This is a genomic window from Sphingobacterium cellulitidis, from assembly GCF_043187465.1.
Lineage (GTDB): Bacteria > Bacteroidota > Bacteroidia > Sphingobacteriales > Sphingobacteriaceae > Sphingobacterium > Sphingobacterium cellulitidis.
The window spans coordinates 1,069,510-1,093,011 of the sequence record NZ_CP171136.1 but is presented as its reverse complement, the minus strand read 5'-3'; the positions used below and the strand labels follow the sequence as shown (position 1 = coordinate 1,093,011).

Annotated in this window: 21 protein-coding genes; 12 read left to right on the top strand and 9 right to left on the bottom strand. The window is 36.6% G+C overall.

Annotation, left to right across the window (positions count from 1 at the left end):
* Positions 1–1,692 carry a fimbrillin family protein gene (locus tag ACF3OC_RS04725; RefSeq protein ID WP_144043706.1) on the top strand — a complete coding sequence of 564 codons (1,692 nt, stop codon included), beginning with the start codon at positions 1–3 and terminating at the stop codon, positions 1,690–1,692.
* A gap of 130 nt (positions 1,693–1,822) precedes the next feature.
* Here the strand turns inward: ACF3OC_RS04725 and ACF3OC_RS04720 are convergent, their stop codons facing one another.
* Together ACF3OC_RS04720 and ACF3OC_RS04715 are read right to left on the bottom strand one after the other, a co-directional pair.
* A complete protein-coding gene (locus ACF3OC_RS04720; protein WP_094280864.1) occupies positions 1,823–2,089 on the bottom strand; it encodes a type II toxin-antitoxin system RelE/ParE family toxin in 267 nt (88 codons plus the stop codon).
* Positions 2,089–2,343 carry a hypothetical protein gene (locus ACF3OC_RS04715; RefSeq protein ID WP_392471008.1) on the bottom strand — a complete coding sequence of 85 codons (255 nt, stop codon included), beginning with the start codon at positions 2,341–2,343 and terminating at the stop codon, positions 2,089–2,091. Before ACF3OC_RS04715 ends, ACF3OC_RS04720 begins: the two co-directional genes overlap by 1 nt.
* A gap of 271 nt (positions 2,344–2,614) precedes the next feature.
* On the opposite strand from ACF3OC_RS04715, the gene ACF3OC_RS04710 reads away from it, so the two are divergent.
* On the top strand, positions 2,615–3,145 hold the full coding sequence (locus ACF3OC_RS04710) for a hypothetical protein (RefSeq protein ID WP_094280862.1): 531 nt from the start codon (positions 2,615–2,617) through the stop codon (positions 3,143–3,145).
* Between the two features lie 88 nt (positions 3,146–3,233).
* Here the strand turns inward: ACF3OC_RS04710 and ACF3OC_RS04705 are convergent, their stop codons facing one another.
* Together ACF3OC_RS04705 and ACF3OC_RS04700 are read right to left on the bottom strand one after the other, a co-directional pair.
* Entirely contained in the window at positions 3,234–4,289 is a 1,056-nt protein-coding gene (locus tag ACF3OC_RS04705; RefSeq protein WP_094280861.1) for a phytase, read from the bottom strand.
* 11 nt (positions 4,290–4,300) lie between these two features.
* The gene (locus ACF3OC_RS04700) at positions 4,301–7,087 is read right to left on the bottom strand and encodes a TonB-dependent receptor (protein WP_094280860.1); all 2,787 of its coding nucleotides are present in this window, start codon (positions 7,085–7,087) and stop codon (positions 4,301–4,303) included.
* Positions 7,088–7,349: 262 nt separating this feature from the next.
* On the opposite strand from ACF3OC_RS04700, the gene ACF3OC_RS04695 reads away from it, so the two are divergent.
* The 5 genes from ACF3OC_RS04695 to ACF3OC_RS04675 are packed head-to-tail and all read left to right on the top strand — an operon-like array spanning position 7,350 to position 12,106.
* The gene (locus ACF3OC_RS04695) at positions 7,350–7,793 is read left to right on the top strand and encodes a thioesterase family protein (RefSeq protein WP_094255105.1); all 444 of its coding nucleotides are present in this window, start codon (positions 7,350–7,352) and stop codon (positions 7,791–7,793) included.
* A 20-nt stretch (positions 7,794–7,813) separates the two neighbouring features.
* The gene (gene rsmI / locus ACF3OC_RS04690; protein WP_094255106.1) at positions 7,814–8,479 is read left to right on the top strand and encodes a 16S rRNA (cytidine(1402)-2'-O)-methyltransferase; all 666 of its coding nucleotides are present in this window, start codon (positions 7,814–7,816) and stop codon (positions 8,477–8,479) included.
* 34 nt (positions 8,480–8,513) lie between these two features.
* Positions 8,514–9,323, top strand: coding sequence for a PH domain-containing protein (locus ACF3OC_RS04685; RefSeq protein WP_179221470.1), 810 nt, complete (start codon positions 8,514–8,516; stop codon positions 9,321–9,323).
* Positions 9,324–9,326: 3 nt separating this feature from the next.
* Complete coding sequence (gene lnt / locus ACF3OC_RS04680) at positions 9,327–10,931, top strand: apolipoprotein N-acyltransferase (RefSeq protein WP_094280859.1); 1,605 nt, start codon at positions 9,327–9,329, stop codon at positions 10,929–10,931.
* Positions 10,932–10,972: 41 nt separating this feature from the next.
* Positions 10,973–12,106: a cysteine desulfurase family protein gene (locus tag ACF3OC_RS04675; protein WP_094280858.1), complete on the top strand. Its 1,134-nt coding sequence runs from the start codon at positions 10,973–10,975 to the stop codon at positions 12,104–12,106.
* 32 nt (positions 12,107–12,138) lie between these two features.
* On the opposite strand, the gene ACF3OC_RS04670 is transcribed toward ACF3OC_RS04675, so the two are convergent.
* From ACF3OC_RS04670 to ACF3OC_RS04660, 3 genes are all read right to left on the bottom strand, one after another.
* On the bottom strand, positions 12,139–12,720 hold the full coding sequence (locus ACF3OC_RS04670; RefSeq protein WP_094280857.1) for a hypothetical protein: 582 nt from the start codon (positions 12,718–12,720) through the stop codon (positions 12,139–12,141).
* 148 nt (positions 12,721–12,868) lie between these two features.
* A complete protein-coding gene (locus ACF3OC_RS04665) occupies positions 12,869–13,285 on the bottom strand; it encodes a copper resistance protein NlpE (protein ID WP_182499344.1) in 417 nt (138 codons plus the stop codon).
* A gap of 68 nt (positions 13,286–13,353) precedes the next feature.
* Positions 13,354–13,686, bottom strand: coding sequence for a tetratricopeptide repeat protein (locus ACF3OC_RS04660; RefSeq protein ID WP_094255112.1), 333 nt, complete (start codon positions 13,684–13,686; stop codon positions 13,354–13,356).
* A gap of 291 nt (positions 13,687–13,977) precedes the next feature.
* On the opposite strand from ACF3OC_RS04660, the gene ACF3OC_RS04655 reads away from it, so the two are divergent.
* The 4 genes from ACF3OC_RS04655 (at position 13,978) to ACF3OC_RS04640 (ending at position 17,869) form a co-directional block, all read left to right on the top strand.
* Positions 13,978–14,709 (top strand): electron transfer flavoprotein subunit beta/FixA family protein, encoded by a 732-nt coding sequence (locus tag ACF3OC_RS04655; protein WP_094255113.1) that lies wholly within the window; start codon positions 13,978–13,980, stop codon positions 14,707–14,709.
* A 24-nt stretch (positions 14,710–14,733) separates the two neighbouring features.
* The gene (locus ACF3OC_RS04650; protein WP_094255114.1) at positions 14,734–15,708 is read left to right on the top strand and encodes an electron transfer flavoprotein subunit alpha/FixB family protein; all 975 of its coding nucleotides are present in this window, start codon (positions 14,734–14,736) and stop codon (positions 15,706–15,708) included.
* A 104-nt stretch (positions 15,709–15,812) separates the two neighbouring features.
* Positions 15,813–16,478, top strand: coding sequence for a bifunctional nuclease family protein (locus tag ACF3OC_RS04645; RefSeq protein WP_094280855.1), 666 nt, complete (start codon positions 15,813–15,815; stop codon positions 16,476–16,478).
* A 32-nt stretch (positions 16,479–16,510) separates the two neighbouring features.
* Positions 16,511–17,869: a nucleoside permease gene (locus tag ACF3OC_RS04640; RefSeq protein WP_392471004.1), complete on the top strand. Its 1,359-nt coding sequence runs from the start codon at positions 16,511–16,513 to the stop codon at positions 17,867–17,869.
* Positions 17,870–18,689: 820 nt separating this feature from the next.
* Here ACF3OC_RS04640 and ACF3OC_RS04635 read toward each other — a convergent pair.
* Positions 18,690–19,877, bottom strand: a complete 1,188-nt coding sequence (locus ACF3OC_RS04635) for a hypothetical protein (RefSeq protein WP_094280853.1) — start codon at positions 19,875–19,877, stop codon at positions 18,690–18,692.
* Between the two features lie 70 nt (positions 19,878–19,947).
* Entirely contained in the window at positions 19,948–22,677 is a 2,730-nt protein-coding gene (locus ACF3OC_RS04630) for a TonB-dependent receptor (RefSeq protein ID WP_094280852.1), read from the bottom strand.
* A 176-nt stretch (positions 22,678–22,853) separates the two neighbouring features.
* On the opposite strand from ACF3OC_RS04630, the gene ACF3OC_RS04625 reads away from it, so the two are divergent.
* Positions 22,854–23,501: an ABC transporter ATP-binding protein gene (locus ACF3OC_RS04625; protein ID WP_094255119.1), complete on the top strand. Its 648-nt coding sequence runs from the start codon at positions 22,854–22,856 to the stop codon at positions 23,499–23,501.
* Position 23,502: the final 1 nt, after the last annotated feature.

Below are 23,502 nucleotides of genomic sequence, written 5' to 3'. Positions count from 1 at the left end.
ATGACAACTAGATACAACCTTTCTTTCCTGATAGGCTTCATTTGCATGACATTATTCAGCAACTGTAAGCGACCTATAGAAGATTTAGCTTCCGATAAGGGATTAATTTTTGGCATTACTGGCTTGGATGAAAATTCCGATTCCGAGGATATTATTACCAAAGGAAGTCATTCCAATAGCGATACTACGTTTAATTATTATCAAATGAATGCAGGTGCTATTGATGGGTTGGAATATGATCTTTTTATAGAAGAAAAGGCGAAACGAGTTCCAACGAAAGCAGTGACGACGACTCGTTTAGCTAACAACACCAGGTTTCGGGTATTATTATTTAACACTGATGCACAAGGCAATACCACTGATTTTGAGGCTCAAGGTGAATCCAATGCTGCAAGTAACCTTTCGCTTCCGGTTTATCGCAATAAACAGTATCGATGGATTGCCTATTCATTCAACAATTCCACGGAGATTCCTACATTTGACCCGGCAAATCCCACTCTAGCCATTAAAGCAACTTCTACGACCGCCGGCACTGACCTATTGTACGCGAGCGGGTTGATTCGTACATCGGATGATGGTAATGCTGAAAACCGCATCAACATAACATTTAAAAGGATGGTAAGTGCAATTCGATACGAAATTGACGCACGCGGGGCATTCGCCAACATTAAGGAATTGGTGATGGATTTTATCACTTCGCAAACTCGAGGTTTAAGAGATGGTATATTTCATGTGATAAATGGGTCTTTTACCTCCACTAGTGTACCTCCTGATTTTAGACTGACAAATTGGGATAACGTAATTTCTGATACCATTCCGACAGGTTGGGTGAAGTATAAACAATTTCTAACAGTCCCATCTAGCAGCCCTATGAATTTTGTTGCGGTTATCAGGTATATTACTTTAACGAGCCAAATGATAAATCCAGATAATCCAACCACAGAAATTCCTGCTGACCGTCAATTCAACACTATAGAATCGGTCACCCCTCTATTTTACCCTGCATTAAATATCGCTGCTGGAAAACAATACAAGATAAAAATGAGATTAAGAGAATCACCAATACAGTTTGCTGGAGCAAAATGGGCACGGGGGAATTTGACTTATAATCCTAATGTGGACCGTAACCAATATAGGATTCAGTATAACAATCATTTGATAAAAAACATCAACGGAGGGATGAACAATTTTTTGGAGCGGGATTACTTTGACACTAGACCACCCCAACAACCACAAGGCAATCCTAGTAATTGGGATCCTTGCCAATTAGTCTATCCGGAAAAAACCTGGCGGCTCCCTACTGTGCCCGAAGCTACAGAATTGGTAAGTTCTAATTATTATGGCGATAGACGAAGATTCTCTCAACCAGGGAATGCTGGGTGGTATATGCATTTTGAAAATGCTGGTACTGAGGGACAGCCTCGCTATCCAAATAGGCATTTAAGTTTTGTTGCAGCAGGATACCGAAATAAAGATCGGGCATTGGTAGATTTCCATTATCAAAGCGGAGACTCCAACCTCCCACCCTTTCCAATAGTTTATGGAGATGTAGGTTATTTCAGAACGAATGATACCTCCCAATTTATCGTCACAAGATACCGAGGGGGTGCTCTGGATATCAACTTATATATGGGCATAAGTGAATTTAATGATAGAAGAGCAGCAAATATAAGGTGCGTGAGAACCAAATAAGGGAAGAAATGTTTTTTGGCCTTTTCGTTCTAATGTGAAATTAAATCATGTAATAAAGGAGAATCGAAAAGGTCAAAAAAAAGTATTATCTATTAACTTGACTCTAATTTTTAACAAGAAATATTTAGGATTATGGAAATACCTTATAAATATCGTTTCTTTTGACAAATCGAGCTAATTCAATAGTATTTTCATATTTAAAAAAACCTAAACGATATTCGCCAATGCGAAATCGATATGCAGTGGAGAATCCTTTCATTTTAACAACATCAGGAATTTCAGTTAAAGTCTTAGCTTTTTCTACCTGAATGATAAATTCTTTAATTTTTGACCTAATAGATTTGTCATTGATTTTTTTAATATCATTAACAAATGAGCGCAAAAAAATTATTTCCATTAGTCTAAAATATCCATTACCTCCTCACGAGTCGCAGTATCATTTCTATCTGATTGTTGCATTAGTAATAATAAGCCTAAATCTTCTTTTTCTTCCTCTGTCAACATCTTAAAACGCTCATTTTCTTTATATTCCACATAAAAGGAAACTGCTTTTTCTAATAGATGCTTTACACTTATACCTTCAAAAGCTGATAGAATTTTAACTTTCGTTAGAACACTATCTTCAAGGTCGATATTCTTTCTCATAGTCATTATTTTAATTGTAATAAATATACTTTATATATACAATATACAGCATATATTTATTATTAATGTAAGATTAAAATTCATGTTGAATTGATATTTTAAACAAGCCTCATCCAAAAACCCATAAAAAATCGAACATTAATTTTAAAGATTATTTATTAAATTCAACTGAATTGTCAATTAGCTGGGAGAAACGGTTGATACAATCATGAAATCACGCATACTGTAATTGCAAATTGCATTTTGCGAAATCAAGAATTTATTAAGATTGTGACCAATGAACTATGGAGAGATTTTAAGCGAATTAAAAAAATATTATCCGTTTGGCATTCCTTTTATGAGTCCCGACTATTTAAGTAGTAAAGAATTTCAAAATAACAGAAAGGTCCTAAAAGAACAATATGAACAAGAGTCTGCAAACCTCATTAACACCAAACAGGAACTAGGTAAATTGTTGGATTCAGAAATATATATTTTCGCTTTTGCTGCGGGACATTTTTGCCTTCATTATACTTTTTTTATCCAAGGAAATCCAGACAAATATTATTCAATACTTGTCAGCACGATTATTCCATTTTACACGATACGAATACTTGATATAAAAACTTGGGAGATAGATTTTTCATCATTTCAGAAAAAATTCCCCCTGAAAGCGGAAATAATTTCGAAATATATTGAAGAGCACTTCTCCGGCTATCAAATCATTACTGACAATGAACTATTGAATAGACCTATTGATGGAGTTGAGGTTGATGAAAGCGATCATCCAAACTTACTTAATCTGGCTTTTACGAGCATATTGACTTAAGGGATTAAGAACATTAGCCAACAGATAGATAAGGATCAAAAAAAAAGAAGGCCACGATAATCGTGGCCTTCCATCTTTATTAAAATTACTAATTTTTAGCATCAATAATATCCTGAAATTCTTGCCAATTATAGTAATGGAATACCATTCCGTTACTCATAGCAACTAACATTCCTTTCGGGAATTTGCTACCAATCGGCATTGAGATTGCATCAGCGCCATCACATTCAATTGCTGATACGGGCACTTCGGCAATACGAGTGTATTGATTCGGGTTTCCAGCATCACCTTCACGAGGATAGATATTGAAAGAGTTATTTTGTTGGTTAGACGCTACAATATAACCAGTGCTATCTGTTGTTTTATAAATAGCAATACCTTCATGGTCCCCTTTAAAATCCTTTTGACCAAAAATCGCTAGTTCCTCATTTCCTTTACTTGGGTCAGCATAGTATTTATGAATTCCGAATCCTTCATCCGAATAATACACATAGCCTAATTCATTGTCAACCGCAATGGCTTCAATTTCTTTTCCTCCTTGGAAACTTCCAAACTCACGAACCTTAGTTCCTACAATTACTCCATCTTTATCTTGAAGTTCGTATTGATGAAGGTATTTACCTGAAGGTCCAATCTTTCTACCTACGATGGCATAAATTTTATTACCGGTTGAGTCCAATTGCGTATACAGCGCAATACCCATTGGAGATCTTTCCGTTTCACCTTCGAAAACAGGGATACCACCATTATCTAGAGGTTTCAAATCAGGAAGACTAAAAACTCTGATTTTATCTGTACCACGCTCAGTAACTACAGCAATATCTTGTTTTTTGCCGGCCAAGTTGAATCCGTATGCGATATCTACATTATTGGGTCTATCCAATGGAACAACCTTATTAATGATCTTACCATCCATATCGTAGGCATACAAACCGCCTGTTTTTTCATGTTTATCAGTTCCGATAATGATGACTTGGCTGCTATCATTTGGATTCACCCAAATAGCAGGGTCATCGGTGTCATTAGGTACAACTTCAGTTGTTACTGTTGGTTTCAAAGCATTTTCAGCTACGGGAGCCAGTTTATCTCCACATGAGGCAAATACAATTGCCGCAAAACTTAGTAATATAATTTGTTTCTTCATTTGATTATCTATTATAAATCATATTTCACACCAAGCGTATAACGAGGCTTGTAATATTCTAATTGAAGCATGCGTTGTACTTCACCTTGGTAGTATCGTAATGGTTGGTTCGTTAAGTTGTTGGCTTCAGCAAAAATGCGGATAGACTTGGTTACTTTATAAGCCGCATTTGCATCAAGGAAGAATTGCTTATCATAGTAAGCATCTGAAAACGCATCACTTCCGATTTCATCCAAGTAAGCAGCTGTATAGTTCGCGGATACGCGAGCGGAAAATTTATTATTTTCCCAAGACAAAGATCCGTTTAACATGTGCGGCGCCGTTCTAGGTAATCCCAATCCTTCACGTAAAACACCTTTTTCACCTGAAATACCTTTAGCTTTTGATTTGGTAAAAGTATAATTCGTATAGATTGCCAATCCTTGTAAAAATTTTCCAGGAAGAAAATCCAACTGTCTTTGGAAGGCAACCTCAAATCCATAAACATCTACTTTTTCACCGTTTCTAAATTGCGAGAAGTTCCAATCTTCACCTGCCTGAATAGGGTTATCTAATGTTGGGAATGCTTCTTTAAAACGTTCTGAGGTAAAACGTCTATCATTGTACATGTAGATAAAGTTTTTCAAGTTTTTATAGAAGGCACCTCCTGAAATAATACCCACATTTCTAAAGTAATGCTCCAACATTACATCGTAGTTAGTTGCGTAGGTAGCTTTCAAGTTAGGATTTCCGGCTAAAAGCTCTTTATCTTCTATTTTAGTATTTACATAAGGAGCTAAGGCATAATAGTTAGGTCTTGCCAAGCTTGTTGTTACAGCTGCACGAAGAACGAAGTTATCCGTAAAATTGTGTTTTAAAGTAATACTAGGAAGGAAGTTTGTATAGTTGTTTTTATTGCGAATCTGACCTTCTAGTTCTTTTTCATCAACTACATTATTACCAGTATAATCAATTCTGGTATGTTCCACACGACCACCTAAAATCAAGGCTGTATTTTCAGTAATATTTTGATCCCAACGAATATATCCTGCGTAGATATGTTCTTTCGCATTGTAGTTTACGGAAAGGAATTCTGAAGGATCAGACTTTTCAGTAAATTGAGATTTATCATGAAGATTTAACCCACCTAAGTAGTTTTTATCTACAAAAGTACCTGCAGCATATCTTTCACCTTGGTCCCATCCTTTAGCAGCCCAGTTTACCAATGGTAATGCAGACATATCATCAAAGCCTTTTGAAGGTTTATATTCGAAGAAGTTATTATTTCTTTCTTTCGTTTTTAAGCGAAGACGACCACCGAAGCGTAATCTACCTTTTTGACCATCAATAACTGATAGGGGTAATCTGAAATTTAATTTAGCACCGATTTCATCTTCATCGGTATTATTTTCGTTTTCAGTTATTTTACCAAATTCAAATTTGCTCAAATCAGCACTTGTAGGATTTACAAAAGGTAAATAGGGGTCAGATATATCTACCGATACAGGAGTTTTTGCTTGTTCATAAGCAATGTATCTTTCATTCGGTCTCCATTCAGAAGCTCTAGAATAAGATGCAGACCAGTCCATATCCAAGAATGAAGAGATCAGGTGTTCCCCTTGTAGGGAGAAATTCAAGACTGTTTGACGTTCAAGACGACGACCTTTATTACGGTCATTATCTATACCACCTTTAGTTTCACGTTCAACTTGAGCGGTATAGGTCTTTGATGCTTCATCGAATTTGAATTTAGAGTATTTTGTTGCGAAACGGTTTTCACGGTCATCGCGCCAGTTATACATAGCATTCAAAGCGATTCTATTTCTAGCATTAAAATCATAATCTAATGCCGCAGAAACACTACGACGAACACGAGTTACATCATATTTACGGATTTGCATTTTATTCAAGGATACTTTTCCAGCATCCTCTTTCCATTCTGCCTCTATATTATTCGAGCCAAAATCATTGGTTTGCATAGTTCCACTCAATACAATACCCATTTTATTATTTAAAAAGCGATTACCGTAGATTAATGATCCGTTATAAATAGCTTTTTCACGAACTGGGGAATACCCTCCCGCCAATGTTGCAGAAATCCTTTGTTTATTAGGGGCAGCACGCGTAATCAAATTGACACTACCACCGATTGCATCAGCATCCATATCAGGAGTAAGGGTTTTATTTACTTCGATGGAAGAAATCATATCCGACGGAATTAAATCCATCTGTACATTTCTATTGTCACCTTCTGCCGATGGGATCCGGTCACCATTCAATGTAACAGAGTTTAACTCAGGAGATAAACCACGAACGATAATATTACGGGCTTCACCTTGGTCATTTTGCATCGTAATACCGGGCACACGTTTCAAGGCATCCCCAATATTTTGGTCAGGGAAACGACCAACTTGGTCTGATGAAATGATATTACTGATATTACTGTTGTTTTTTTGTTGATTCAGGGCTTTAGCCTGTCCTTTTGCAATGTCTCCAATGACTTGCACCTCGTCAATCGTTTTACTTGCTGGTTCTAGTAAAATCTCAATAGCTTGATTGGTTGTATTGATTTTTTGTTCATAATGTTGGTAGCCTAAATAATCTACAGAAAGGGTATAAGTTCCTGCAGGTAGGTTTAGAAATTCAAAATTTCCATTTGCATCCGAAATGGTGAACTTGTTACCTTCAGCAATTCTTAATGTTGCTCCTGGTAATGAAAAATGATCATTGCTGTCCATAATCTTTCCCTTCAAAACTGTGTTTTGAGCAAAGGAGATACAGCAGATTAAGTTGAATAATAGTAATAGAGATATTCTCATAAAGTCAATAATTTATTGGGGCAAAAATATTTACAGAGATTTACTAGACTATTAACCAAATGTTATTAAAATATTAACAAATAAGATATTAAATTTTCTTTGATAAACATTTTTGCGGTTATATGAAAGCGATTGAGAGCAATAAATTAGGACAATTCATAAAGCGTGCATGCTACCATCATGTTAATGTTAGGATCGATTAAATCCTGCAAAGCATTGTATATTTTTCATATTTTTAGAAAAAAAGTTTAGGATTGATTTTATGGAAAACAATATTTTTTACGAAGGACAGGTGTTATGGTCACAAATAGATGCGAATGTACATTTACGTCATTCAGCATATGCGGATTTTTGTGCTCAAGCGAGGAGTAACATGTTAAATCAATTGGGATTATCCTTAGAGGAATTCAATAAGCGTAAGATTGGACCTATTTTATTTAGGGAAGAGTTAAATTATCTACGGGAAATTGGATTGGACGAGCGTATTAAAGTGAGCGTTGTTATTACCAAGTTCAACAGCTTGAATTCAAGGTTTTCATTTCGTCATGAGATCTACAAGGAAAACGGTGTTAAGGCCGCGGTTGTGGTTGTAGATGGGGCATGGATGAATATAATAGAGCGTAAATTGACGAACATCCCTGATGAATGGAAGGAAATTGTTCGTAATATTCCTAAGTCCGAAGATTATACCGAAATAGATTCTTAGTTTATCGTTATCTTTGGCATATGTTATACATCGTTCCCACGCCCATTGGAAATTTGGAAGATATGACCTTTCGGGCAATCAATGTTCTAAAGCAGGTTGATATTATCCTAGCGGAAGATACGCGAACAAGTGCACCTTTGTTAAAGCATTTTGGCATCGATAAAAAGGTCTTTGCCCATCATCAACATAATGAGCATAAAGCAGTTCAGGAAATTATCCGTTTATTAAAAGAAGGAAACCAAATAGCCCTAATTTCTGATGCGGGAACTCCTGCCATTTCAGATCCGGGATTTTTATTAGTTCGCGAAACGATCAAAGAGGGATTGGATGTTCAATGTCTGCCAGGAGCTACGGCTTTTGTTCCGGCATTGGTAAATTCAGGGCTGCCAAATGATCGGTTTTGCTTTGAAGGCTTTTTGCCAGTAAAAAAAGGCAGGCAGACGAGGCTGAAATCCTTGGCAGAGGAAAAAAGAACGATGATTTTTTATGAGTCACCACATCGAATTTTAAAGACGATCGATGAGTTTATCCAGGTTTTTGGCGCTGAGAGGCAGGCATCAATTTCGAGAGAAATCAGTAAATTGTATGAAGAAACTGTCCGTGGAAGTTTAGCTGAGGTAAAAGCACATTTCGAGGCGAATCCCATCAAGGGAGAATTTGTATGCTGTGTGGCAGGACACGAATAATTAGGTAAAAATAAAAGACGAAAATATCAGATCAATGGAAAATTATCAAATCGACAAATTTGTTCAAGATGGACAGGATGCAAAAGTGGTTGAAAAGATCCACGGTAAGATTTTAGATATGCTGACCCCTGGGGAATCCATTAATTACATTGCATTGCAGAAGAAACCAGCTGTAAATCTATTACCCGATAGTATTACGGTTTCTAATAGAAGAATTTTTCTATGCGAATTCACCAAACTAGGATTGGCGACGAATTTTGAAATTTTTCCTTGGAAGGATATTAAAGATATAGCATTTAAGGAAGAGATTTTTGGATCGAAAGTTACGGTAATTCCATTTACGGGGGAGAATTTGACAATTGATTATATTCCAAAAACACAAGCCAGGAAATTGTATCAGTTGATCAAGGATGCATTAGCGAATTTACAAAACCAAAAAGCTGAAAATAAAGAAAACAAGGGTGTGATTGAAAACAAACCGGTTTTCAATGCGCCGGTTACCAAGCCAGAGGAAAAGGTTGAACCAATTCAACCCGTTGCTCCTATTGAACCTGAGCGTCCTACAGAACTTCCAAAATTTGAGGAAAGACCTAGTTTGAATTCTATGTTTGCGCAGCAAAATCAGCAACAACAATCGAAACCTGAAAACCAAGGTTTTCAACAATCCAATAGTTATACTCCTCCTACTCCGGCTGTTCCGGAACCAATCGTTTCGGAAAACAAGGTTGAAGAGGAAGATGAGATTACTTTGAAGTTAAAAAAACTTAAAACACTTTACGATAAGCAGCTTATTACTCAGGCTGAGTATGAAACCAAAAAAGCTGAGGTTTTAAGCCAACTATAAAACATGAAGAATAATTATTTTCTATCCATTCTGAGTGCAGCCTTATTATGGTTGGCATGGCCACCGATCCCTTATACTAGCATTTTGTTGTTTATTGCCTTTGTACCTCTATTAATAGCGGTTGAAAACATAATCCGAGGAGATTATAAGCACAAAGGTCGTAAGGTATTTGGATTTGCATTCTTAACTGGAGTAATTTGGAATACAGCCTCAATTTATTGGGTTTATAATGCAATGAATGCATTTTTAGGCGCATTTCCATCCTTTATGATATCTCTAATTCCATTTACTCTTGCGCCATTATTAATGGGATTGGTTTTTCGTCTGTATTACCAATTAAGGAAAAGGAATTCTATTCTGATCAGTTTTATGGGATTGGTTTCCTTTTGGATGGCCTATGAATATTTACATCAGAGTTGGGAATTAGCCTTTCCATGGATGACCTTGGGCAATGGTTTTGCCAACTTCCATCAGATTATCCAATGGTATAGTGTGACCGGGGTATATGGCGGGACCTTGTGGATTTGGGTAGCAAATATCTTGGCATTTTTATGGTATTGGCAACGAAAGGAGAAAATCGAAGTCTATAATCAAAAGGTATTATTGGCAATTTTTGGAGGATGGGTATTAATTCCAGCAATAAGTTCATTCATTAGCTACAGCAGTTATGAAGAACATGTAAATCCATCGGAGGTAGTAACTGTACAACCCAATATTGATCCCTATTCAAAATGGGGACCGATTTCACCGGAGGAACAATTAAAGACCCTGACCGATCTATCTCAGAAAGTTGCTAAGCTAAATACAGAGTTTTTCATTTGGCCTGAAACAGCAATATCTGGTTCAAATGGGATAAATGAGGAAGAGTTCAGGGAATATGACCAATACCAGACAGTCGTTGACTTTTTAGAACCATATCATAATGGCAATGTGCTTTCAGGAATTGAGAGCTATGTAATCTATCAGGATCAAAAGACCATTACAGCAAGACCCATTGGTAATGTATTTTACGATAGTTTCAATGCTGGGGTATTAATTGACGGTTCAAGTAAGCTACAATTTTATCACAAGTCAAAATTAGTACCTGGCGCTGAGAAAATGCCTTTTGGTAAGGCCTTAACGATCTTAACACCCTTATTTAAACATTTTGGTGGCACCACTGGCGGATATGGCAGTCAGGCAGAGCCTTCAGTTTTTTATTCAGCAAGTGGAATTGGTGTAGCTCCCGTGATTTGTTATGAATCTATTTGGGGGAATTATGTTGCTGAATATATTAAAAAAGGCGCTCAGTTTATTGCTGTGATTACAAATGATGGTTGGTGGGGAGATACTTCAGGCAAGGACCAACACCTGCAATATGCGAAGTTACGGGCCATAGAAAATCGGCGTTGGGTGGTTCGGTCAGCCAATACGGGTATTTCAGCTTTTATCAACCAGCGAGGTGATATTGTTCAAAAGAGTTCATGGTGGGTACCCACTGCTCTCTCCCAAGAAATAAATTTAAGTGAAGACTTGAGTTTCTATACAAAATATAGTGACTTAATAGTCTATTTTTCCTTCATAACAGGCTTATTATCAATAGGCTTAATGATTGTCAGAAAAAAATAAATATATCTTCTTTTTCCTATTGAATAATTATATTTGCCGACATGCAAGTTTATTTTGATAATGCCGCCACCACTGCCTTAGATAAGGAAGTTATTGAGGTCATGGTACAAATGTTGAATGAGAATTTCGGGAATCCCTCATCGATCCATGCACATGGTCGAGAAATGAAAACCATCGTTGAAAAAGCACGTAGATCCGTAGCTAAATTATTGAATGCATCTCCATCGGAGATATTCTTTACTTCAGGCGGTACAGAAGCTGATAACATGGCAATTGTACGAGCGATTGAAGCCTATAATATTACTCACGCAATCAGTTCACCAATAGAACACCATGCTGTTCTTCATACTTTAGAAGAGTTGGAGAAAGCCGGAAAGATTCATTTGGATCTACTTTCAGTAGATTCCAAAGGGAATGTAGACCTTGTTCAGTTAGAAGAATTACTTTCAAAGAATCCAAGAACCTTTGTTTCCTTGATGCATGCCAACAATGAACTGGGTAACCTAACGGATTTGAAAAAAGTAAGTGAGCTATGTGAGCAATTTGATGCAGTTTTCCATTCGGACACTGTTCAAACAATGGGTCATTATGCTCATGATTTATCCAATTTAAAAATTGATTTTATTACTGGAGCAGCACACAAATTCCATGGTCCTAAAGGAGTTGGATTTTTATATATCAATAGCCGTAACAAAATTAAGCCATTGATTTATGGTGGTGCTCAGGAGCGTAATATGCGTGGGGGTACTGAAAATGTTTATGGTATTGTAGGATTGGCTAAGGCTTTGGAAATTGCCTATGCTGAAATGGAAGAGCATCAAAACTATATTCAATCATTGAAGGATTACATGAAGGATGAGCTGATCAAAGCTATTCCAGATGTTAAATTCAATGGTGAAGTAGATGCTGACAAGTCTTTATATACGGTATTGAATGTTTCATTACCATGTACTAACATGGGTGATATGTTATTATTCAATTTGGACATCAAAGGCGTTTCAGCTTCCGGTGGTAGCGCTTGTAGTTCAGGCTCAGAAATTGGTTCGCACGTTCTTCAAGGTATCTGTGCAGATTCCAAACGACCATCAGTAAGGTTCTCATTCAGCAAATACAATACGAAAGAAGAAATTGATTTTGTAGTGCAGATTGTCAAAGAAATCTGCGAACATAAATAATCGAAAAGAGCTGTCAGAAATGGCAGCTCTTTTTACTTGTCCTTGTGCAGCCTTACAAGTATAAAGTCATGACCTTTCTTAAGAGAAAGATGCATTTCATCATCTGCTAGATATAGAACCTGGAAGGTTGTAAGATGCTTATTAGTAGAATCATTCAGGATAAGCTTTGCATCTTCTAAGTCCAATTCCCAATTGGCTTTAATGGTTTGGTTATAGGATTCATCATAGACCATTTGTTGGCATCCAGAATCAAAAGAGTTCTTCTTATAAAACTGCTTTTCATAAATCTCGGCTTTCGCATCGGCTTTAAAATTTATCTTAAAATATTCTAAACGTTGTTCAATCTTACTTAGTTTAGCTGAACAAGGTTTTTCGATGGAATTGAAGGTGATCAATTTATTGATTTGATTTATTTGGGAGTAATCGAAACTTGAGAGTTCACCTTTTGGTTTAATGTTACTATCGTAGTATTCGTAAGCAGTCCAATGACCTTCAATTTGATGAGCCAATTCATAGGAATCTTTCTTTTCACTCAACAGCTGAAATAGTGGTCCAAAACCAATCAACAGCAATAAAAAAAGGGGCAAAATAAAAAAGGAGTATTTGGTTTTCATGGATTCATCATTAGTGCTTACCAAATATAAATAACCGTTAAGATTGCAAAAATACCTAGTACTAGGTATTCATGTAATTCAATAAACCATGAAAATAGAGGGATTCTGAAGCTGGGTTAATAAAAAAAAGACCTGTCGAAAACAGGTCTTAATTTATTTTTTGAAGGATATATTTTTCAGCGAGATCGCCTTTAATTTCTTTTCCGGCGAGGTCTAACTGATTTAATTGTCCTTTAGAGATTTTGAAGCTATAATCGACATTCTCCAAACTCAAAATGTCTTTATTAATTATCCATTTACCGGTACTTTCAAACACCTCGCTACTTTTGCCAACATATTCATAGCGCATGGAATAAGTTTTATTTTTATCAAGATTTAACACTGTCGCAATTGTAGTACAATCAGCACAGGGTAATTTCCCTTCGTAGGTGCCCACTATTGCGATTCCTTTGATAGCATTATCTTCGGAACCAACAAGCTGATTGACATTGGACTTGTTATTTATACAACTAAATCCAAAAATCAAGATGATGACTCCTATTAATGACAATGTTAAAGCTCGCATAGTTAAATTCTATACCTAATAAAAAAACAAAAAAGATACCACAATTCTGTTTTTTATAAAATTTAACATTAATCTTCGTCGTCAAGTAATCCTTGGGCTAATAAGAGAGCGTTTTTCAGTTCGCCTAAAGCATGGAAATTTCTTTTTTGTTGTGCGATTTGGATTCCTTTTTCATAGATTTCAATACCTGCATCTTTTTCATTTTCAGCTTCTAAAAACTTTCCGAAATGATAGTAGGTACCGACATAATCAGGGTGTGCTTCCAATAAATCTTCAAAGCCTTTTCTTGCATTTTGCTTATCCCCCAATTTCAAGAATTCCATGGTCAGGGCATACTTCAGGAAAGGATCATTTGGACTTTCATTTAAGAAATCCTGTAATTGTTCGAGTCTACTTTGCATAGACAAAAGTAAATAATATTTGGGAATGGTTTAGGGAAAGGGATTAAAGTAAAAATTACTATGCTAGCATAGAAAATGACAAATCCATGACTATTGGTTTTTTATCCTTTTTATTGCCATGTTTTAAATTTTAGAAGGAATACAGGTTGTTATATTAAATATTTATTAAAATATAAATCAAATAATTTAAATTTTATCAATTAACAAATATTAGTGCAGATAAGAAAACGATGAATTCTTGGCTTTGAAATGCTCGTTAATTAATGTAGGTTTGTGTAAAACGTAAGAATTATGAGAATATTAGTATGTATAAGTAATGTCCCAGACACCACTTCAAAAATAACATTCAGCAACGATAATACAGTTTTTAATAGTAATGGTATTCAGTATATCATTAATCCATATGATGAGATTGCTTTATCCAAGGCAGTTGAGTTGGCAGAGGGCGGAAAAGGCACTGTGACAGTAATCAATGTTGGCGATGCGAGTACAGAGCCTACGATTAGAAAGGCATTGGCTATTGGTGCTGATGATGCGGTTCGCATTAACTCACAGCCTAGAGATGCATGGTTTGTGGCCAACCAGATTGCCAATTATGCTAAGGAGCAGAATTTTGATTTGATCTTAACGGGTCGTGAATCCATAGATTATAACGGTGCGCAGGTTGCTGCCTTATTAGGTGAATTATTGAATTTACCTTCAGTTTCGATTGCGAAGAAATTAGATATCCAAGACAACAATGCAACCATCGATAGAGAAATCGAAGGTGGTAAGGAAGTATTAACAGTATCCTTGCCAGTTGTAGTAGGTACAGCAGAAGGCGTTGCGGAGCCAAAGATTCCAAATATGCGTGGTATCATGGGCGCAAGAACAAAACCTTTGCAGGTAATAGAGCCGATCACGGTGAATGAATTATCAAGCATTTCGAAATTTGAATCCCCTGCTCCACGTGGTGCAGTGAAATTAGTGGAAGATGTGGACCAATTGGTTCAATTATTACACAGTGAAGCAAAAGTTATTTAATTCATTTATCCTTAAGAAATTATCATGGCAATTTTAGTATATATTGAAAATACAGATGGAGTATTAAAGAAATCAGCATTTGAGGTTGCATCTTATGCAAAAGCAATTGCTGATCAGTCAGGCGATTCTGTGACTGCACTTTCCATTGGAAATGTAGAGAAATCAGAGTTGGAAAAACTAGGAAAATACGGAGTGTCCAAAGTGTTGGATGCTAATCAAGATAAATTAAAGAGTTTTGTAAATAAAGCTTACGCTTCGATCATTGCATCGGCAGCGAAGCAGGAGGGCGCCAAAGTGGTAGTGCTTTCAAACTCCTTCAGCGGAAAAGGATTGGGACCGAGAGTTGCTGCGAAATTAGATGCTGGATTTGCGGACGGAGCGATTAACTTACCTACCTTCAATGGAGAGCAAATGGAAGTTAAGAAAACTGCGTTTTCAAATAAAGCATTTGCAACAGAGGTCATCAGTTCAGCTGTTAAGGTAATTGCTGTAAACCCGAATGCCTTTGAATTGAAGGAAAATGCAGGGTCAGTAGAAATCGTTGATTTCACTCCAGAATTACAGGATCAAGACTTTAATGTTATGGTTAAGGAGATTGTTCGTGCAACGGATAAGATTTCATTACCCGAGGCAGAGATTGTTGTATCAGCAGGTAGAGGGATGAAAGGTCCTGAGAACTGGGGGATGATCGAGGAATTGGCGGAAGTATTAGGTGCAGCTACAGCATGTTCAAAACCAGTTTCCGATGCAGGTTGGAGACCACATTCAGAGCACGTAGGACAGACAGGAATTGTTGTAAGTCCAAATTTGTATATTGCAATTGGTATTTCAGGAGCGATTCAGCATTTAGCTGGGGTTAGCTCGTCGAAAAACATCGTAGTAATCAACAAAGATCCGGAGGCACCCTTCTTTAAGGTTGCGGATTATGGGATTGTTGGGGACGCGTTTGAAATCGTACCCAAGTTGACAGAAGCGATTAAAAACATTAAAAACAACTAGGAATAACTAAACAATGAACGAGTGGCCTTGCCTAAAAAAACGCAGGGTCACTTTTTTTTTGCTGTTAATATTCCCATCTTTGTAATCACGTTAACGTGTTATCGATGAAGAAAATCAAGTTAGATATCGTAGGCTTATCCTATAGCCAGACGCAGTCAGGAGCATACGCTCTTGTCCTAGGAGAGGTAGGAGGAAACCGTAGACTACCTGTTATCATTGGTGGTTTTGAGGCTCAATCCATTGCCGTAGAAATTGAAAAAATGACTCCTAGCAGGCCACTAACGCATGATTTATTCAAATCATTTGCAGAAACTTTCAAAATAAAACTCGAAGAAGTACTGATTTATAACCTGGTAGATGGAATTTTCTTTGCCAAATTAATCTGTACCGATGGCGAGCAAACCTCCGAAATCGATGCACGGACTTCTGACGCAGTAGCTTTGGCTGTACGCTTTGAATGTCCAATTTATACCTACGATTTCATCATGAATACAGCTGGTATTGTCATTGAGGGCAATGATTTTGCCTTTTTGGAGAACATTGAGAACGTTGGAAATTACAAACAAACTGAAAATCCAAGCGAGGAGAAAGAACACGAAAGTGTTGAAAAAGAAAAAGAGAAAGAAAAAGAACCAGCAAAGAACAAACCATCACCCTACGCCTCATTAACGCTGGAACAACTTGAAAAAACCCTAGAAAAGGCTATCGAGAATGAACAATACGAGACAGCTGCCAAAATTAGGGACGAAATAGAAAAGCGAAAATCATAATTTCTACCTAAAACATCCATAACAAAAATACGATGTCAATTAAACTGAGGTTAACAATCATGAACTTCCTACAATTTTTCGTTTGGGGAGCATGGTTGATTACAATTGCAAACTATTGGTTTGGGACTAAAAATTGGGGAGGGACCGAGTTTGGTGCTATTTTCTCAACCATGGGGATTGCATCATTATTCATGCCTACGCTGATGGGAATCATTGCGGACCGCTGGATCAATGCAGAAAAATTATATGTTGCTCTACACTTGCTGTATGCCGCATGTTTGATTTATCTGGCGCAAGTCCAGGATCCTAGTTCCTTCTTCACGGTCATGTTATTAAGCATGTGTTGTTATATGCCTACGCTGGCCTTATCCAACTCCATTGCTTATACCGCATTAAATCAAGGGAATTACGACTTGATTAAAGCCTTCCCTCCTATTCGGGTTTGGGGAACAGTTGGATTTATCGCAGCGATGTGGATGACCAACCTAAGTGGCAGTAAAGCAACCGAAGGTCAATTCTATATTGCTGCCGGAGGTTCCATCCTATTGGGAATCTATTCGATTTTCAACCTGCCTAAATGTCCTCCTCAAAGAAATATTAAAGAAAATGCCAGTATATCGGAATTGTTGGGCTTGGAAGCATTCAAACTTTTCGGCAATTTCAAAATGGCCATGTTCTTTGTTTTTTCCATGTTTCTAGGAGCAGCATTGCAACTTACAAATGCCTATGGAGATGTATTTTTGGACGAATTCAAGTTTTTCCCTAAATACGTAGACTCCTTCGTTGTTAAATATTCGACAATCATTATGTCGATTTCCCAGATTTCAGAAACCTTGTTCATCCTTGCTATTCCATTCTTCTTGAAGAAATTCGGAATCAAGCAGGTTATGCTGATTGCAATGGTTGCCTGGGTGTTTCGCTTTGGATTGTTCGCTTATGGAAATCCTTCATCAGGTTTATGGATGATTATTCTTTCCTGTGTGGTCTATGGGATGGCATTTGACTTTTTCAATATCTCAGGTTCCTTATTTGTGGAGACCAATACCAATAACAAAATTCGTTCTTCGGCTCAAGGCTTGTTCATGATGATGACGAACGGTTTTGGTGCGGTTTTTGGCTCTTGGGTATCGGGATGGATCATCGATAGGTTTTACACCCTATCGTTTACTGACAGCTCTTCTTTGGCTCAATTTTTAGATACTACAGCCGATAACAGTAGTCTCCAAAATTTCATTACTTCCAGAGGGGTCTCTGTAAGCAATGGAATCTTTGATCAGGTGATCCACTTGAAAGATTGGCATCATATCTGGCTAGCCTTTGCTTTATACACACTCGTAATTGCTATTCTATTTGCAGTTTTGTTTAGACATAAACATGAAACGCAAGCGTAGTAGTAAAGTATTTAGTATTTAGTATTTAGACTTATGGCGGGCGAGTAGTTTTAGGGATTGAATTGATTATACAGTCAAAATATAAGAAATAATAGAAATGGTTTAGGGGTTGAATCTCTTAAACCATTTTTGTTTTGGGATGGTTTTTTACTCTTTTATTGGGGTTAATCATGGATTATTCTAGGGCAGGGGTAATTGTATGGATTATAATTGCTGGTTTGCTGATTTAAATATCTTTTTGGGGGATGGGGATTGTATGGAGATTAATATTTGGGGTTGGTTTAATAAGAGATTAGAAATTAATAGCATTAATTTTTGTAGAAAGTTGTTGATGGGATCCTTATTGATGGGATGGGTCTAGATGGGATAGATGTTGATTCAGATACTGATTGATGGGGATAGGTAATAATTGTTATAGGACAGTTTTACTGACAGGGGGATTTATTTTTCTGGGGCAGAATGTGAGGATTTGTTAGCTGAAAGTCTTTGGGGAAGGTTTTTGTCATGGAATTCTAACGGGATTGTTAAAAGATGTTAATAGCAATAGGTAGAAATACAATCGGCATATGCTTTGCGTTATTATAGTACAAACAGAGTAAAAGAGTAAAAATTTCATAATTTAGGTTAATAATTGGTTAGTTAGAAATCCTGAGGTTCCCCGCCTCAGGATTTTTTTATATATATGAAGTTTGTGTGCAATAACCTTATAATAGTTAAGATCTCGATAATCTTTGATTAATTAAGCTCCCGACCATACAAAAAAAAAGGACTGCCATAAATGGCAGTCCTAATTGTATTTGATAAACTATTTTTTCTTTGATTAAAACTTGTATTTAGTCCATCCGAATGCTGATACATCAGCACCTTTTAAACCGTCTTTTGCTGTAGCAGTAGTTCCAGCAACTGTTTTTACTTTAGCTTTGTCAAGGTTGTTTTCTTTAACAATAGTATATTCAATAGAAGTTCCAGCAGCTGCATCACCGTTTTTGTCAGTGTAATCAGCTAAGTCAACCACTACTGCACCTTTATCATCAAGGACATTAGTTTTAGGACCAAATTTCACGAAAGCATTCGTAATTGTAGCTTTAGCACCTCTTCTGATTTTGAATACATCGTGCATTGTTAAGTTAGCACCAAGACCTGGAGCATTGTTGATAATTGTAATACCATCAACTTTGAAGTTTGATTGGTTTACATGGGTTGGAGCCTTACCATCCATGTTACCATCAGCTTCGATACCACGAGGGTCAACAGTTACAGGTAAGTAACCTTCCTCACGGATACCATAAACGTTTTTCACAGTTCCTGAATAACCTTCAGTGAAGTCGAACATATCATCAGTACAGTTAACCACTAGGATGTTCGTAGCATTTACTGAACCACCGAAGAATTCGATTGCATCATCATCACCGTAAGCTAGGTAGATGTTTGATAAAGTAGTTTTGTTACCAACACCGTTTAAAGTAAGACCGTTGTGTTCTTTTTCTTCAGAAATACGTGCACCAGTATATTCAATTCTAACATAGTTAAGAATACCTGAGTTATCATCCACTACACTACCACCATATTTGAATGCTTCACCGATTTCGGCATTGTTTTCTGTAACTTTACCAGCATCACCTGAGATAGGAGCCTTACCATTGATTAATACACCACCCCAATCACCTTCTTTAGGTTTTGCTGCTTTAGAAGTAAATACGATTGGTTTGTCAGCAGTACCATTAGCCATGATCTTTCCACCACGTTCAACCATTAAGTAAACGTCAGTACCACCATCTAATGCTTTAATTACTGTACCTGCAGGGATAGTTAAAGTTACTCCATCTTGAACATATACCGCTCCTGTCATTGTGTACTCGATATTCGCATCTAAAGTTGTGTTTTTAGTGATTTTACCGATTAGGTTTTCTTCTCCTTTCTTGTCAATTGGCTTAACTGTGTTGTCAGTTGAACAAGCTGTAAATGCTAGAGCGCTAGCTGCTAAAATTGAGAATAATTTTGTCTTCATAATCTTTTAATTTCTACACAAAGAAACCGCTATGGATTAACCTTTATGTTAGTTATTTATTAATTTATTGTTAAAATTTATAAGATACACCTGCGCTGAAATCAATTCCACGTTTGAAACTTTCGACAAGGATACTTGGAGCACCATTTGCGAATTCACGATTGTATTGTCTTTCAGGATTTAAGATGTTTTCTGCTTTAATATTGATTCCAAATTTCTTGTTGATTGTACCATTCATTACGAAATCAAGGGTTGGATATCCTTTTTCCATTACGTTTTTATAGCCATTGGTTCCCAATGCATAAATACGGTCAGAGAAGTAGTTCAAGACTAGGGTTGGTTGTAAATCAAAGTTTTTGAAATACGCTTTATACGAGATATCTGCATTCACTAGGATTGGAGAAGCACCTTCCAACATATCTTCGGTACTTTCAAATCTTGCGAAAGAGTAATCTAATTTTTGTTTAGAGTATAGGTATGAGAAATTCAAGCCTGCTGAAAGAACATTTTCACCAAAGTCACCAGCCGTACGTAATAAGTCTTTTTTAACTTCTAACTCAGCACCTAATACTGTTGCTTGGCTACCTGTATTAGCAAATGTAAATGGGTTACCAGCAGAGAAGATTTGAATTCTCGAGATTGGGTTCTTGATATGTTTATAGAATACACCTACTGAAACTAGGTCACCGGCACCTGGGTATAATTCCCATTTTAAGTCAGCATTGATTACTTCCGAAGGAACTAAGTTACTATTACCTTGGGTTGTAATGTTTTGACCATTATAAAGCATTGGCGCAATCTCGATAAATTGAGGTAAGATATAGGATTGACTTCCTGAAGCTCTCAAGATCATCTTATCCGTTAAACTATATTTAAGGTTCAAACTAGGTAATAAGTAGTTCTTGTCTATAATAGAAGGACCATTCACGTCGCTATTACCAACGTTGGTATTGTATGTAACAGTTTGTTTGACTTTGTCGAAACGAAGACCAACCAATGCTGTAAATTTCTCATCGAATTGGTAAGTCAAATTCGCCAATGCAGAATGAACATCTTTATTTCCTAAGTAATAGAAAGGATCCACATTACTTCTACCACGTCCAGTTTCGATATTGTATTTAGTTCCAAGATTTTCTTGTGTAAAGAAGTTGTCTAACCCATTGATATCAGCTGTCTCAGGATAAGGAGGGGTTAATTTGAAGGTATAGATGGTTGCTTTAAAATCTCTCTTTACAATATTACCGTTATAACCGAAGTCAATTTTTCTTTCAAAATCTTGATTATCACCTAATTTGTAAGATAAGATCGCTTTTGCAGTCAACCCTTTTTCATTCATGTAAGAATAGAATCTTTCATTGCTATTTGCAGAACTAGTGTGGAAAGCATATTTATCATTTCTGAATAATAGCTTGTTACTTCTACGATCAGGCTCATTACCGATGGTATAGTTAAATCCTAATCCTAAATCAGCAGAAAGTTTTTCTGAAAGGTGTAATCTTGAAAGTAATTGGTTTACAAATAAATGGTTATCATTTATTTGTTGTCTTCTGTTTAATTCTTTATCACCTTCTAATTCATTTTCACCCATACCGAACATATCCCAAATAGTTTGAGTTTGGTCATGGATATAAAGTGAATTGTAGCTTACGTAACTATTATTCCAAGTGTAACGAACATTCAACATACCGTTTTGTGATACATTGTATTCATTCGATGAATAATCTTTATCTAAATACAGTTTACCTTCGTTATTTGCCGCTTGGAATTTACCTTCATAGAAGCGGTATTTACTTTCCATTCCAGCTGTAAAGAATACGCTTAAAGGATTATTATTAATCAAGAATCTTTTATTTGCTGCTAGCTTGATTCCCGAGTTAATCAAGTTTTTGATTGGGGAAGGAGTCCAAGCATTTTGGAAACCATAAGTATTCAAATCAGTAAGTGGAGGTTTAGATCCAGCAGGAAGAGTTCCGAACCAGTTTGTTCCATCAATTCTACGGAAATTATCCTGACCGATTGTTTGAGAGTTACCACCACCCGAAATTCCGATCTCAAAGCTGTTTCCAGTAGCCTCTTTGGTGAAGATATCAATATTTGCACCTGCTACATCACCAGAGATAGTCGGGTTAAAGGTTTTGTTCACATTGATATTTTGGATCACATCAGTACCAAAGAAATCAAGGGAAACGTTTTTATACAATGGATTTTCAGAAGGCAAAGGCAAACCATTTAGGGAAGTTGAGTTATAACGATCTCCTAAACCACGTACCAATACGTTTCTTACACCTTCTTGTCTAGAAACACCGGCCATTTTAGTCAATGCTGCCCTTGCATCGCTAACACCTTTTCTAGAAAGTTCTTGAGCTCCAATGGACTCAATCATCAGGTTTGATTTTTTTCTTTCTTCCAATAGCGCCAATTCAGTGAATTTCTCACGGCGTCTAGTTACCACGACTTCTTCGATAACGGCATCTACATTTTTAAGTGCAAAAGACAAGAACTCAGTGTCGTTGGATTGAAGGGTAAAATTAAGTTCTTGGGCATCGTAGCCCATTAGAGTTGCACGAATTAGGTATTCTGCAGATTTATCACTAGGTAGCGGGATGTAAAATTCTCCCTTGTCATTGGTAGTTGTTCCTAATTGGGAGTTAGCAATTGTTACTGTAACACCTGCCAGCGGTTGGTAAGACTCGATGTCGACAACCGTTCCTTTTACTCCAAATGGTGCTTGCTGAGCATAAGTCATTAATACGCCTAAGCATAGGACCAACAATGAAAATAGTTTTTTAATACAATTCATACTATGTTAATATTATGTTGCAAAAGTATAATCGCATTGTTACGTGAATATTAACACTCCATTATGTTAATATTAGTCTCTGGTTAATTAATTGTTAAGACATCTATTAGTCAATTTGTTACCCTTTAGATTGGTTTTAGCCAACAATTAGTGTTATTTTGCAACAAAGAAATATTATGAGCGATTTTGTATTAAAAACTTCCAATTTATCGTATCAATATCCAAAAGGTCCCCAATTATCTTTTCAAGATTTACAACTTTCTGACCAGGAGCATACTCTAGTTTTAGGGGACTCAGGTTCTGGGAAATCCACTTTATTGAATCTAATTGCAGGATTTTCTTTACCGACAACTGGCGAGGTAATTATTAAGGGTCAGAATTTATACCAACTTTCGGGGAGTGATTTGGATAAATTCAGAGCGCAAAACCTAGGATTTATTTTTCAGGAGGCTCATTTATTAAAAAACTTAAATGTAACAGAAAATATCAAATTAGCTCAGAGTTTGGCAGGTCTTGCTACGGATGCTTCAGCGATCCAAACCTTGTTGGAGAAATTACAACTTGGAGGTTATGGAAACCGCAAGCCGAATGAATTAAGTCGAGGTCAGGTTCAACGAGTGGCCATTGCAAGAGCATTGATCAATAAACCGGCTTTATTGATTGCTGATGAGCCAACGGCTGCATTGGATGATAAAAATACTTTTCTGGTAGTGGAATTAATCAAGGAACTGGCGAAAGAACAAGGCAGTACCTTATTAATATCGACCCACGACAAGAGATTGAAGGATGAATTTACAAACAACTATATATTAGCTGCTCAATAAG